Annotated in this window: 14 protein-coding genes; 12 read left to right on the forward strand and 2 right to left on the reverse strand. The window is 47.9% G+C overall.

Features of this window, described 5'->3' with window-relative positions; all coding sequences use genetic code 11:
* A partial coding sequence (locus tag VNN20_13810; GenBank protein ID HWP93265.1) for a cytochrome c occupies positions 1-347 on the forward strand: 347 nt, incomplete at its 5' end.
* A gap of 49 nt (positions 348-396) precedes the next feature.
* Here VNN20_13810 and VNN20_13815 read toward each other — a convergent pair.
* Positions 397-1,506 carry an aldo/keto reductase gene (locus VNN20_13815; protein ID HWP93266.1) on the reverse strand — a complete coding sequence of 370 codons (1,110 nt, stop codon included), beginning with the start codon at positions 1,504-1,506 and terminating at the stop codon, positions 397-399.
* 521 nt (positions 1,507-2,027) lie between these two features.
* The gene (locus VNN20_13820) at positions 2,028-2,234 is read right to left on the reverse strand and encodes a cold-shock protein (protein HWP93267.1); all 207 of its coding nucleotides are present in this window, start codon (positions 2,232-2,234) and stop codon (positions 2,028-2,030) included.
* Positions 2,235-2,402: 168 nt separating this feature from the next.
* On the opposite strand from VNN20_13820, the gene tpx reads away from it, so the two are divergent.
* From tpx to VNN20_13875, 11 genes are all read left to right on the forward strand, one after another.
* Positions 2,403-2,921 (forward strand): thiol peroxidase, encoded by a 519-nt coding sequence (tpx, locus tag VNN20_13825; protein ID HWP93268.1) that lies wholly within the window; start codon positions 2,403-2,405, stop codon positions 2,919-2,921.
* Between the two features lie 124 nt (positions 2,922-3,045).
* Complete coding sequence (locus tag VNN20_13830) at positions 3,046-3,672, forward strand: metal-sulfur cluster assembly factor (protein ID HWP93269.1); 627 nt, start codon at positions 3,046-3,048, stop codon at positions 3,670-3,672.
* Positions 3,673-4,053: 381 nt separating this feature from the next.
* Positions 4,054-4,515 (forward strand): peroxiredoxin, encoded by a 462-nt coding sequence (locus VNN20_13835; protein ID HWP93270.1) that lies wholly within the window; start codon positions 4,054-4,056, stop codon positions 4,513-4,515.
* A gap of 128 nt (positions 4,516-4,643) precedes the next feature.
* Entirely contained in the window at positions 4,644-5,384 is a 741-nt protein-coding gene (gene bioD / locus VNN20_13840; GenBank protein ID HWP93271.1) for a dethiobiotin synthase, read from the forward strand.
* A 474-nt stretch (positions 5,385-5,858) separates the two neighbouring features.
* Positions 5,859-6,440 (forward strand): cytochrome c3 family protein, encoded by a 582-nt coding sequence (locus VNN20_13845; GenBank protein ID HWP93272.1) that lies wholly within the window; start codon positions 5,859-5,861, stop codon positions 6,438-6,440.
* A gap of 12 nt (positions 6,441-6,452) precedes the next feature.
* The gene (locus VNN20_13850; GenBank protein HWP93273.1) at positions 6,453-9,461 is read left to right on the forward strand and encodes a molybdopterin-dependent oxidoreductase; all 3,009 of its coding nucleotides are present in this window, start codon (positions 6,453-6,455) and stop codon (positions 9,459-9,461) included.
* Positions 9,461-10,795 (forward strand): NrfD/PsrC family molybdoenzyme membrane anchor subunit, encoded by a 1,335-nt coding sequence (gene nrfD, locus VNN20_13855; GenBank protein HWP93274.1) that lies wholly within the window; start codon positions 9,461-9,463, stop codon positions 10,793-10,795. Before VNN20_13850 ends, nrfD begins: the two co-directional genes overlap by 1 nt.
* Entirely contained in the window at positions 10,792-11,304 is a 513-nt protein-coding gene (locus VNN20_13860) for a DUF3341 domain-containing protein (GenBank protein ID HWP93275.1), read from the forward strand. Before nrfD ends, VNN20_13860 begins: the two co-directional genes overlap by 4 nt.
* 95 nt (positions 11,305-11,399) lie before the next feature.
* Complete coding sequence (locus VNN20_13865; GenBank protein HWP93276.1) at positions 11,400-11,939, forward strand: cytochrome c; 540 nt, start codon at positions 11,400-11,402, stop codon at positions 11,937-11,939.
* Position 11,940: 1 nt separating this feature from the next.
* Positions 11,941-13,197, forward strand: coding sequence for a hypothetical protein (locus tag VNN20_13870; protein HWP93277.1), 1,257 nt, complete (start codon positions 11,941-11,943; stop codon positions 13,195-13,197).
* Positions 13,197-13,352 carry a hypothetical protein gene (locus VNN20_13875; GenBank protein HWP93278.1) on the forward strand — a complete coding sequence of 52 codons (156 nt, stop codon included), beginning with the start codon at positions 13,197-13,199 and terminating at the stop codon, positions 13,350-13,352. The genes VNN20_13870 and VNN20_13875 overlap by 1 nt, the downstream gene beginning before the upstream one ends.
* The last annotated feature ends 157 nt before the right edge of the window (positions 13,353-13,509 follow it).

A 13,509-nucleotide genomic window follows, 5' to 3' on the forward strand; every position in this document is an offset into this window, starting at 1 on the left:
CCTGCCACCAGGCAAACGGACAGGGACTCCCAGGCGCATTCCCACCACTGGTCGGTTCCGAATGGGTAATAAATGACCCGGAGACCCCGATAAGGATTGTGCTTCACGGCCTTCAGGGACCTATAGAGGTAAAGGGCACGATCTACAACAACGTCATGCCTGAATGGGGCTCCAAGCTTTCAAACGAAGAGATCGCTGCCGTTCTGACCTATGTAAGAACAAGCTGGGGAAATAACGCTGGGGAAATTACGCCAAACATGGTAAACGAAGTTCGCAAAGGAACTGCCGACCGTACCACTCCCTGGACAGCCGATGAATTGCAACAATTGAAGGGGCTAAGCAAATAATATAGATTCCACTCTGGAGGTTCGTTTTAAATCCACGCTTTAGAAAAAGCTACCCCTCATGGGTAAAAAGCTTCTGGAGGTCTTCCGGAGAAGCAGGCGGGATTTTGGCTAGCTGCATGTTTTCCTCGACGTGTAGGATGTTGCTCATTCCTACGAGGGCCGTGGAGATTCCTGGGGTTGAACGACCAAACTGAAGTGCCCGCTGTGCATCGGTCTTGAGTCCAATCAGGTATTCTCCAATGAAATCGGGGAGATTCCGGGAAAGCTGACTCTGGAGAAGAGAAGAACTGGCCACAACAGTAACACCCAGCCTCCATGCGGCTTCAATCACGGAGGCAGACTCTTCTTCTACGCTCTGATTCCTGGCAACAAGGGCCTCCGGCATGGCCAGGTTATAAGGAAGTTGAATAACTTTGAAGTGATGATTTTCTCCGGCGACTTCTTCGGCGATTTTCACCATCTTCTCCAGTGACAGGTAGCCCCTGGAATCAGGTTGCTGACGGAAACCGTTCCAGGTAGCGGCGCCGTACACCGAGACTTTGCCGTCGGATACCTTCTTCTCCAGAATCTCAAAAGCGGCTCTCAGACGGCTATGGAATTCTTCTATAGATGCCTGGCGTAGCTGTTCCTCCGGGTTATGGATGTAATAGATATCTACACACCCAAGACCGAGGTTCTGGAGACTGCATTCGAGCTGGTTCTCCAGGTATCGCGGCGTCATACAGTGACTTCCCGCTACTATATCTTCCGGTCTTACGATCCCTGGCTTTATAAAAGTATCGATAAGGTATGTTTTCATATCCCTTGGAGGGGAACCATCAAACGGTATGTAGCCTCCCTTTGTTGCAACGATTATCTCATCGCGTGAAGCCTTGCCCTCTCGGAATAGGGTCTCAAGGGCCGCTCCTATGGAGCGTTCACTCCTCTGAAACCGGTAGTTGATAGCGGTATCAATCTTGTTGCAGCCAAGCTCTACGGCGCGAATCACCGCATCTCGGTATCTCATGTCGGTTTCGCCATCGTAGTTTCCAAGGTATGAACCGAGTCCGATCGAAGAAATCCACAAGCCCCGGGTTTCCCGAAAGTGCTTGGGGGTGGTTTGATGCTTTAATCTATCCTTATATCGAGACGTGCCTTCTCTGGTAGCGTGATGATTCATAATGTTTTCTCTAGTTCGAATTTGATAGTTCCTATTTTAACTGAATACGAATGGATTAGTGGAAAATGAAACTAATTGGTAATAGCTAGACGGTATAATAACAGACAGTGTTCATGAAGGTTGTATCGGTATGCAACGGCTATTTCCTAACTGTCATTCTGAACTCTTCGATTTAGCTCAGGGCTGGCTCCAGCCAAGAATCTAAAGAGAATATAGATCCTTCGCATAGTTTATCCTGAGCTTTGGCGAAGAACTCAGTATGACAAAACTAGCTTAGCCTAATTTGTAAGCACCGAAATTAGTTGCACAGTTAGCTCAGACTATGAGATATATCTGAATATTAGGGTTATTCGAAGACAAACCGTTACCGTCTTCAGAAAATTGAACATCCTGCAGCATGCTGGTACCTCAGGAGCATGCAGAATGTAGAATTATACTGCCCCTTTAAAAGGTCTCAGCAAACGAACTTAGGTTTCCGAGAATGTACGTCAGGGAGTTTCTCAGAAAGGGGCTAATCAGTATTACTGTTTAACCTTGGTAACTTTACTCGCTTGGAGTCCCTTTGGACCTTGCACTACCTCGAATTCCACAACTTCGCCCTCAGCAAGGGTTTTAAAGCCGGCATCCTGAATAGCACTATAATGGACGAATACGTCCTTACCATCGTCTTGCTGAATGAATCCGTAACCTTTGGATTCATTAAACCACTTTACTTTACCTCTTAACAAATTAGCGCCTCCTAAATTATTTTAGTTTCTTAATATTGCACGCTTTTTATGCTTTGTCAAATGTTTCGGCCAAGCTTTTGCTCATCCACTTCTATTGACATTGAGTAGGGTTCTATTTAGCCTAGTTTCGGAGAAAGTAAATAGCAAATCGGAGGAGGTAAATGGAATATGGCTGAGGAAAGACCAGGCGCAGTGACGATGAGAGGAAATCCGGTTACTCTGATAGGACCCGAGATCAAGGTTGGAGACAAGGCTCCAAAGTTTACCGCTCTTAAAGCCTTAGGTTCTCCCATTACCCTAGATGACCTCAAGGATAAAATAAAGGTATTTAACGTAGTTGTATCCGTAGATACCCCAGTTTGTGATGCACAATGCAGGCGTTTTAATGAGGAAGCGTTTAAACTTCCGGACGATGTCGAGATTTACACCGTGAGCATGGACCTACCATTTGCCCAGAGCCGCTACTGCGGCGCTGCGGGAATCGATAAGGTGAAGAACCTATCTGACTACCGCGATGCTTCGTTTGGTGAAGCCTACGGAGTTTTAATAAAAGAGCACCGCCTGCTGACTAGGGCTATATTCGTAGTGGATAAAAATAATACCGTTCAGCATGCGGAGTATGTCAAGGAAGTGACCGAGCATCCAAACTATGATGCGGCGCTAGCCGCAGTAAAGAAGTTAACCTGAGGAGTAGATTAGAGGACTTCACTTTTTAAGATGCATGCCGGGTGGTTTGAAAGCTTTGAATAGCCTTAATCAGTGTGTATCCTTACATACATAAGATTTGTACTTAATCCTAAGGAGGACAGTTATGGGGCTTGGAGATATGTTCAATAAAATATTCAAAAAGGAAGAGGGAAAAGGCGGAAAGACCGTAGAAATCAGCGATGAGAAGAAGACGATGATGGATGTAAAGAATATGGCGGAGACTCCTAGGACTGAAAACATACACAAGCTTGAGACCCTAAGCATCGAGGAAGCCGTTGACCAAACATCTCAACCTCGGGAGAAGGATGATTACAAAGGCGACAAAGATGAACAAGACTTAAAAACAGAAAGCGGTACGGCTCAGCCCATTTCCAGTCAGTCGGGTTCCACAGAGCCTGCCGACACTTCCGGTGTGGAGCCTGCCTCGGACCAGGTCACCGAGGAGAAGGTGTTTGAGATTTTAAGTGATATATATGACCCGGAGATTCCTATCGACATCGTGAATCTGGGCCTGGTTTACGGTGTCCAGGTTGAGGACGGAATAGTAAACGTAAAAATGACATTGACCTCACCGGGATGCCCTACGGCGGGGCAGATGGTCCAGGAGGCACAGATGCTTATAGAAGAACTCCCCGGCGTGAAAGAGGCCATAGTAGAGGTCGTTTGGGACCCTCCCTGGGACCCTAGCAAGATGAGCGAAGAAGCAAAGAGGGCTCTAGGCTACATCTAAATAAAGCAAATAACAAATACTAAGTTACAAATCACAAACAAATTAAAATAAGTTTGCAATGAACCTTAGCTTGAGAATTCCCTTTGGGTTGCCACATAGTTTCCGTTGTAATTGTGAGCACATTCGTTTCACTCAGTGCAAACTCAGCAAAGCAATCTATTTAGATTCCTCACGTAGTTTATCCTGAGGAATCGAAGGACTCCTTGCAATGACGTGTAATATTGCTTACGCAGGTATTTATACTATGCGGCTCGCCTCATGGAGATTCATTGTTTCTAGTTAGTTACTTCTCATCATTTGGAATTTGTTTTTAATTTGGGGCTTGAGATTTGATATTTGTTTTGGTCATTAAAGTTTGTTCTTTCGAAGGAGGATCTTAGCATGGCAAAAATGCCCAAGATAGGAGACAAGGCGCCGGATATAGAAGCAGAAACCTATGGAGGAAAAAAGATAAAGCTTAGTGACTACAAGGATAAAAAGGCAGTCGTGCTTTACTTCTACCCAAGGGATAATACACCCGGGTGCACCAAAGAGGCCTGCTCGATGAGGGACGGGATGGAGATGCTGGAAAAACTCGGGGTGCAGGTGCTCGGTGTGAGCACCGATAGCGTCAAATCACACGAAGGTTTCAGGGATAAGTACAACCTCAATTTCCCCCTTCTGAGCGACAAAAGTAAGAATATAATAAAGACCTATGGTGTAGAGAGCGAGCATGGCTCGGCTAGAAGGGTGACTTTTCTCATAGATAAATCGGGTGTGATCAGACATGTCTGGGAGAAAGTCAACACCTCTCAACACGCCCAGGAAGTAGCCGAAAAGATAAAAGAATTAGAGCTCAAATAATTAAACCACGAATTTACACAGTTTGGCACGAATAAGAAAAAAGAATGATGCAGGATACATGATGCGAGATTAATGATGTTTAAGTGCATCGTGAATCCATGCGTTAGCGGCTAATTAGAATTTCTAAAATGACCTATTTCCCTAGAGGCATTTTTGTGACCGGCACGGATACTGGAGTGGGGAAGACCGTCGTATCCGCTGCACTCGCCTGGTCTTTAAAGCAATCCGGTAAAAGTGTTGCCGTGATGAAACCGGTGCAAACAGGGACCAATACCGGCTCTATTATGGACATCGAGTTTGTGGAAAGGGTCATGGAGATGAATTATCCGTTAGAAGAGGTCTGCCCGTATCGTTTTCCCGAGCCACTCGCTCCCCTGGTTGCAGCGGATATGGCGGGGGAGAAGATAGATATAGAAAGGATAAAATCCCTCTTCCGTAAGCTTACTTCGAGTCATGATATTACGGTTGTTGAAGGCGCGGGTGGGTTATTGGTTCCGGTCACTGAAGATTATTTGATGTCCGACTTAGCCTTCGATTTAGAGCTACCGATTGTTATCGTTACCCGTCCAAGCCTGGGAACGTTAAACCATACGCTCTTAACGGTAGAGTCGGCAAGGGCTAGGGGTCTCAAAGTTTTGGGCATCGTGATTAACCAATTTCCCTCCTCCCCCGGCCTTGCCGAGCGCACTAATCCGGGGCTTATACTCGAGATGACCGGGGAGAATATAATTGGAGTTCTACCTTTTGATACCGGGGTCTCAGTTGAAGAGGGGAGGGTGGGGAAAATTAGAGAGATTTCTGGCTCCTGTTTTATTAGAGTGCTTGGGGGTAATTTTGTGATTGAAGATTTTTTGTCCAAGCTGAAATAAATTCAGGTCCTAGAAAACTAGGGAAGAAATCCGCTGAAATAAAAAAATATGGATGAACCTTGTGTTCACCCATTAAAGATGAATGGGGCGAATACCAGATTCACCCCTACAATTGTGAGGGTAAAAAAAGCCCGGTCGAAGTATCTGTGTTTCCTACTTTCTTTGTGTGGGACCACCCCTAACTCTCTCTCACCTCTCTCCAAAGTAACACACCCCGTCCTAACCTCCCTTCGAGACACCCCTCTCCAGAGGGGATTTTTGTGGAAGGTTTGACCTGTTGATGTCATTGGAAGAGCCCTTTGGGGGGTATACATCGAGCAGGTTCGATACTTTAATTAACGGTGAATAGCAAAAAATATCAATGCATCCTGGCTTAACTTGACAGATTTCCTTAGTATGATATACATACTAGGCATTTTTCGTTTTAAAAGCCGTAACATTCCGTAAAACTGCACTCCAGTTTAAGGTAGAGAGATGAGAGGACTAGCCAAATTCTTGCCGTTTGCTCTGCTTGGTGTACTTACTCTGGCCGGCATATATTTTTATCCACTCAATCGACCTGCTGAAAGCAGTACCAAAGGCCCAACCCAGCCCATACTATTCAGTCATAAGATTCATGCCGGGGAGAATCAGATTGCCTGCGAGTACTGCCACAGCTACGTGTCCGTATCCCCCTGGCCGGGCATACCGTCGGTTCAGAAGTGTATGGGGTGCCACAATCAGGTTGCCGGGCGGGACGTGGAATATGTACTGGATGACGGAAGCAAGATAAACATTAAAAATGAAATTGCCAAGGTAAAGGAATATTGGAATAAGAAGACTCCTATTCCCTGGGTAAAGGTTCATTTCCTGCCTGAGTTTGTTCATTTTACCCATAAGCGCCACATTAAGCGCGGGTTTCAATGTGCAGACTGTCATGGAGAAGTGCAAACTATGGACGTAGTCCATAAAGTTAACAAGCTGGAAATGGGCTGGTGTCTCGGTTGCCATGAGCAGAATGCTAAAGATCACGAACAGTTGACTCAGCTCAAGGATTGTTTGACCTGCCACTATTAGTTGGAGGGAGAAATGTCTGAAGGTAAAAAATGTGATTTGACCAGGCCCGTACCGAGGAAGGCAGAAGGAATCACCGCGAGCGGGATAAAGAGAAGGGATTTCCTAAAGATAATCGGAATAGCCGGAGGCACGGCAGCGGTTACGGGCGCTTGCTCTCCCGAACCGGTGGAGCAAATAATCCCCTATGTCATACCACCGGATGATGTGATCCCCGGAATCCCCAAATGGTATGCGAGCACATGCACCGAGTGCCCGGCGGGCTGTGGGGTGCTGGTCAAGAACCGCGAGGGCAGAGCAATCAAGATAGAAGGAAATCCATCGAGCCCGGTCAATTCCGGGAGCCTTTGTGCCCGCGGTCAGTCAGCCCTCCAAGGACTCTACAATCCCGACCGTGTCCGCGGCCCGCTCAGTAAAAACGCTTCCGGCAAGTTTCAGCCGACGAGCTGGGAAGCCGCACAAAAAGCCCTCCTGGATAGAATAGTGGAGATTCTGAAGCAAGGGAAAGGAAATAAGATCGTATTTATGACCAACAACATCTCCGGAAGCCTTGGCGACCTTGTAGCAGAGTGGCTGGCGGCGCTGGGCGGTGGAAAACACATCGTCTATGAAACATTCAGCCACGAGCCGATAAAGGAAGCAAATAGGATTGCATTCGGAATAGATAAAATTCCAACCTACCATATCGAAAAGGCAAAGTATTTACTATCGTTTGGCGCGGATTTCTTGGAGACATGGCTTTCTCCTACGGAGTACGCGGGCAAGTTTAGCCGGATGCACAGCTATAAGGACGGGAGCATGGGGAAATTCGTCCAAGTAGAGCCAAGGCTTTCTCTGACCGGAGCGAACGCTGATGAGCGGATTCTCATCAGGCCGGGTACGGACGTGTTCCTGGCACTCGGTATTGCTAACGTAATTTTGAACGAAGGCTTAACCGGCTCCATTTCTCTTGATGAAACTGCCAAGATAAAGAATCTTCTTAACAACTACACACCAGATAAGGTCTCATCACTCACCGACGTGCCCGAAGATACAATCAATCGCCTGGCGAAAGAATTTGTGGAGATGGGCCCGAGCATCGCCATAGGCGGAGGCGCAGCAAATACCGGAACCAACGCCACTGCCACGCAGTTAGCCATAAATATTCTCAACTATGTCGCCGGAAACGTCGGGGAGATGGTTAATTTCGGTGAGTCGCTGTCTATCTCCGATATAAGCTCGTTCAAGGAAATCTCGTCCCTGGTCGATTCTATGATAAACGGAGAAGTGGAGATTCTTCTCCTCTATAACGTGAACCCCGTATTCACCATGCCCAAGTCCATGAGGTTTGACCAGGCTCTAAAGAACGTCCCTATGGTGGTGAGCTTCTCGAGCTTCATGGATGAGACCGCCGAGCTTGCTAATCTGATACTCCCGGACAATACAACCCTGGAAAAATGGGGAGATTATGTCCCCAGGGAAGGAGTTTATGGATTGGTCCAGCCGGTCATGACCCCCGTTTTCAACACCAAGGCCACGGGTGATGTTATTCTAGCAGTGAGCCAGCAGATTGACGGCGTAAAAGAGCAATTCATCTGGAAGACATTCTACGATTATTTGAGGGATTACTGGAAAGGCAAACATCAGCCCAGGTTTGCCCCGGAAAAGGATTTTGAAACCTTCTGGGAGGAATCGGTCCAGGGCGGCGGAGTGTTCCGACAGCCGGAAAGCGTGCAAGTTCAACTCTCCGACTCCATTCTGCAGGTCAATTTTGGCGACGCCGAGCCGGTGTTTGAGGGAGACGGCGACATGTATTTCATCCCCTACCCATCCTCACGGTACTATGACGGAAGAGGGGCTAACAAACCTTGGTTGCAGGAGCTTCCCGACCCCATTACTACGGCCTGTTGGGATTCCTGGGCGGAAATACATCCGGATACCGCCGCGAAGTTGTACCTGAGGGAAGGGGATTATGTGTCGATCGAGTCTCCTTACGGGAAGCTGGAGACTCAGGTCTTTGTGCATAATGGCATAAGGCCGGATACGGTAGCCGTACCCATGGGGCTCGGACATACCGCTTACGGAAGATATGCCCAGAATCGGGGCGTCAATCCCATCAGCATTCTGCGAATTGCCCTCGATGAACCCTCCGGCGGTTTTGCCTGGCTTTCTACGAAGGTGAAGATCTCCAATACCGGGAAGCGGGGTCAGTTGGTTAAGACCCAGTACACCATGACTCAACACGATAGGCATATTGCCCAGGCGGTGACCCTGGGGGAGCTGGCCAAGGGCATACATGAAGAGCATCACGAGCACCTGACCATGTATCCTCCTCAAGAATACATAAATTATCAGTGGGGTATGTCCATCGACCTTTCTAAATGCATAGGATGCGGGGCCTGTGTTACTGCCTGTTATGCTGAGAACAACATACCGGTAGTAGGGAAAGAGCAGGTAGCCCGGAGACGGGAGATGTCCTGGATCAGGGTTGAGAGGTATTTCGAAGACGACGGAAATGGTGGGACGGAAACGAGATTTATTCCGATGCTATGTCAACATTGCGGAAACGCTCCGTGCGAGCCGGTCTGTCCCGTTTATGCCACCTACCATAACCATGAGGGTCTTAATGCGATGATATACAATCGCTGTGTTGGGACCAGGTATTGCTCCAACAACTGCACCTACAAGGTCAGAAGGTTTAACTGGTTTCAGTATAAGTGGCCCGAGCCGCTAAACTGGCAGCTTAATCCGGACGTCACCGTAAGGTCGATGGGGGTTATGGAGAAATGTACCTTCTGCGTGCAGAGAATACAGTTCGCCAAAGATATAGCAAAGGACGAGGGTAGGGACGTAAAAGACGGAGAGGTGACGCCAGCATGCGCCCAGGCTTGTCCGACAAAAGCGATAGTTTTCGGCAACTTGAAGGACCCGGAAAGCCGGGTATCACGTCTTTCAAAGGATGAGAGGGGATACCGAGTTCTCGAGGTGATAAACACAGATCCGGCGATTACCTATCTAAAAAAAGTTAAATGGGATAAAGCATAATGAGCCAGGAAACTACGATAACCTATTCAAAAGTAAACCGGGATATAATCCGGATGCTGGACAAGCCTACCGTTAAATGGTGGGCACTATTTTTGTTTGACCTGGCTGTTCTGGGCGTTGGTCTTATCTGCTTTATATATCAGATCTATACTGGGTTGGGGGTTACCGGGTACAGGCATCCGGTTTTCTGGGCGGTGTACATCACTAACTTCGTTTTTTGGGTAGGGATAGCTCACTCCGGCACATTGATATCGGCTATACTGTTTCTTTTCCGGGCAAGATTCAGGCTGTCTATCTACCGTATTTCCGAGGCGATGACCGTTTTTGCGGTCGCCACCGCCGGACTTTTCCCGCTTATACACCTGGGAAGGATATGGAACTTCTACTGGCTTTTTCCTTACCCCAACCAGCGCGAGCTTTGGATTAACTTCAAGTCTCCTCTTATATGGGACGTCTTTGCCGTGAGCACATACGCAACGGTGAGCACCGTTTTCTTCTTCGTAGGGATGATTCCGGACTTTGCGGCAATAAGAGACCGGGTGATAGAAAAACCGAGGAAAATCCTTTATTCAATTTTATCCCTCGGCTGGAAGGGCTCAAACTGGGAATGGCTTCACTACACTAGGGCGTATCTATACTTTGCCGCCTTCGCTACCCCTCTGGTTATCTCAGTCCACAGCGTGGTGTCCTGGGACTTTGCTATGGCCAATACTCCGGGATGGCATACGACGATATTTCCACCCTACTTCGTGGCCGGGGCTATCTTTTCCGGACTGGCCATGGTGATCAGCCTGGTCGTTCCCATCCGTAAAATCTTCCACCTGGAAGAGTACATAACCGTAGATAACTTTGAGGCCATGGCTAAGATGATTATTCTCACCTCTCTTATCGTTACCTATGCTTATGTAGTCGAGCCTCTTATGTCCTGGTATAGCGGAAGCCCTTATGAGTGGGGGCAAACCGTATATAGAGCCAAAGGCCCTTATGCCCCTATGTACTGGATAATGGTTTTCTGTAACGTGTTGGTTCCCTTGCTTCTCTGGTTCAAGAAGATCCGTACCAACATAAACGCACTCTTTGTCATATCTCTTTTCATAAATATCGGGATGTGGTTTGAGAGGTTTAATATCATCGTAATTTCATTATCGCATGAGTTTGAGCCCGGCGCCTTCGGTATTTACAAGGTCTCTCTGGTCGAGCTGGCAATCACGGCGGCAAGCTTTGCCTGGTTCTTCATGTTCTTCCTCTTGTTCGTGAAGTTTCTTCCGGCGGTCTCGATTGCCGAGCTGAAGGAGATCTTGCCGGCGCCCACCAAGGAGGCAAAACCACAATGAGAAGCGACCAGGGTGTACTGGGGGTTTTCTCCTACCTCGATTCTACCGTACAGACTGTCAAGAAACTAAAGGAAGAGGGCTACAGAAATCTCCGGGTATTCTCGCCTTTTCCCCATCACGTGATCGAAGAGGAGCTAAAAGAGAGGGAAAGTATAGTTCGTTTCTTCACACTCGGTGGAGCGACATTGGGTGCTATATGCGGCCTTGGATTCACTATTTTGACCTCTCTATCTTATCCTCTTCGGGTGAGCGCTAAGCCGATCGTTTCCCTTGCCCCTTTCATGATCATAGTGTTTGAGCTTACCGTCCTTCTGGGGGCTCTGGCTACTCTTGTCGGCCTTCTAATTAATTCGCGCCTGAGGCGGAATGCACCTATATCTATGTATGACCCCCGGTTTTCCGAGGACAAATTTGGGGTGATGGTAGTTTGTCCGAAAGAGAGCATAAGAAAAGTAGAGGAGATCTTAAAGTCATCCGGTGCGGAGGAGATAAAGTTTGAGGGAATCTAAGCCGATTTCGGATTGCGGGATGCAGATTGCGGATTTTGATCTGACCCCTAAATCCGAAATCTCAAATCCGCAATCGGAGTGGAGGTAAAGCAGGATTGCTCAGGAGATCAAAAAACTATTTCTTACTCTTCATGATGGCAGTAATTCTGGGGGCTATTAGGGTCTTTGCCATGCCCTGGTCGGACGATATGTATCAGCAACCCTCGATTTGGCCTTATCAACTGCCCTTGATATACCCGACCGATTCTGTCGCCACCGACGGGACGACGGAAAAACCGGGAGATAGAGAGAAGATCGAAGCGATAACGATGAATCCGAATAAGGCAACTGAGGCTTCTATACAATCGGGTGAAAAGGCGTTTGAAATATACTGCGCTGCCTGCCATGGTCCCCAGGGAAAGGGAGACGGGCCGGTGATAAAGAGGGGATTCTATCCGCTTGACCTCACCTCAGCCGGGGTCCAGGGTAGGACAGATGGGTACATATATGCTTATATCAGGTACGGCGGGAAGGTGATGATGCCTAGCTACCGGGAGAGCATAACTTCGGGCGAGGCGTGGGATATCGTGAATTTTGTGAGGAAGCTCCAAGGAAAGCTCAACACTTCTAATACTACAGAGGAGAAAACACAGTAAGATGGACGAGAGCATTAGAAACGAAATCCTTTCTAAGAGACCGAAGCCCTCCGTTTTTCTCCTCGGGGTTCTTATACTGCTAGTAATCGTGGGTCTTGTTGCTTTCATCAGGGGTGCAATGGGTTCGGCATCGCAGGAAGCCTGGCAGATTTATCTGGTTAATTTTATTTTCTGGACCGGAGTGGCCCAGGCGGGCATTGTGTTTTCCTGCGCTCTGCGTATAACATCGGGAAGGTGGGGCCGGCCGCTTTTGAGGGTAAGCGAAGCTCTGGGGTCCTTTCTCCCGGTGTCTTTCCTTCTACTCTTAGTACTTCTTTTCATTGGCAGTAATCATGTCCTGCCTTACGCGACGGAACATTATCATCATCCCAAGGATATTTGGCTCAATATGTCTTTTGTCACCGGCAGAAACGTGGTCGGCTTTCTCATTCTCTTCATCCTGAGCCTTATCTACCTTTATTATTCCTTGAGACAGGATTTGGGAGGGGCCGAGGGGAAATTGTCCGGCCTTTGCGCCTGGATTGCCTCCGGCTGGAAGGGCGATGAAGAGAGGAAGGAGTGCTGGAACAAGTTATCCAAGCTTGCCCCGGCCATTGCTCTGATCTATGCCGCGGTCTTAAGCATAATAGCCTGGGATTTTATGATGTCCCTCGACCCTCACTGGTTCAGCACGTTGTTCGGCCCATACTACTTTATCAGCAGTTTATTAGCTGCGCTCGGCGCGACCATTATTTTTTCTACGTTTGTTAGAAAACATCTAAAGTTGCAGGATTATATAACCCCATTCCAGTTCTATGATATCGGAAAGTTGCTCTTAGGTTTTTCCATGTTCTGGGTTTATCTGATGTTCTCCCAGTTCCTGGCCATCTGGTACGCTAACATGCCCGAAGAGACCGGGTTTGTCATTGCCCGTACCCGGGTAGAGCCATTCCAGTCGCTGTCCTGGGTGGTGCTTTCATGCTGTTTCTTTTTCCCGTTTATCTCCCTTATACCCAGGACGACCAAGGTGATTCCAGCGATACTGTCCTTTATCGCCTCGATCTCTTTTATCGGTTTATGGCTGAACATTTTTGTTCTAGTTATGCCTTCATTTTCTCCGGAAATAAACTTTGGCTCCACCCATATTCTTATAACCCTCGGTTTCCTGGCGGCGTTTGTTCTCACATTCCTATTTTTTATAAAGACCTTCCCCGTTATTCCGGTGGGAGACCCTCTATTTAACGGGAAAGCCGGTTCCCGCCACTCTGGAGGACACTGATGGAAGATAATGAGAACTTAGAGAAACTTATTCAAATGGTCGTGGCCGGAATCGTCGTCGGCGTTTTAGGCTTTATTTTTACGATAGCGGCAGTGGCGTTGTTCGGTCCGCACCTCCAGGATCTTTTGAAAGGACTCCCCTGGGGAGTAGGCTGACTGCTTCGACTTTGTTCCGGTTTACCATAATCACCAATCATAAACCATTCTGTTTTGAAATGGCCATAACTTTGGGACGGCTCAATTAGTCCTACCTCAATCTAACTAAACGGCTCTCAAAAAATTGGTTTTATTCTGGACTTGTGGGTTTGATCGG

Source organism: Thermodesulfobacteriota bacterium, from assembly GCA_035559815.1.
GTDB lineage: Bacteria > Desulfobacterota_D > UBA1144 > Nemesobacterales > CSP1-2 > DATMAT01.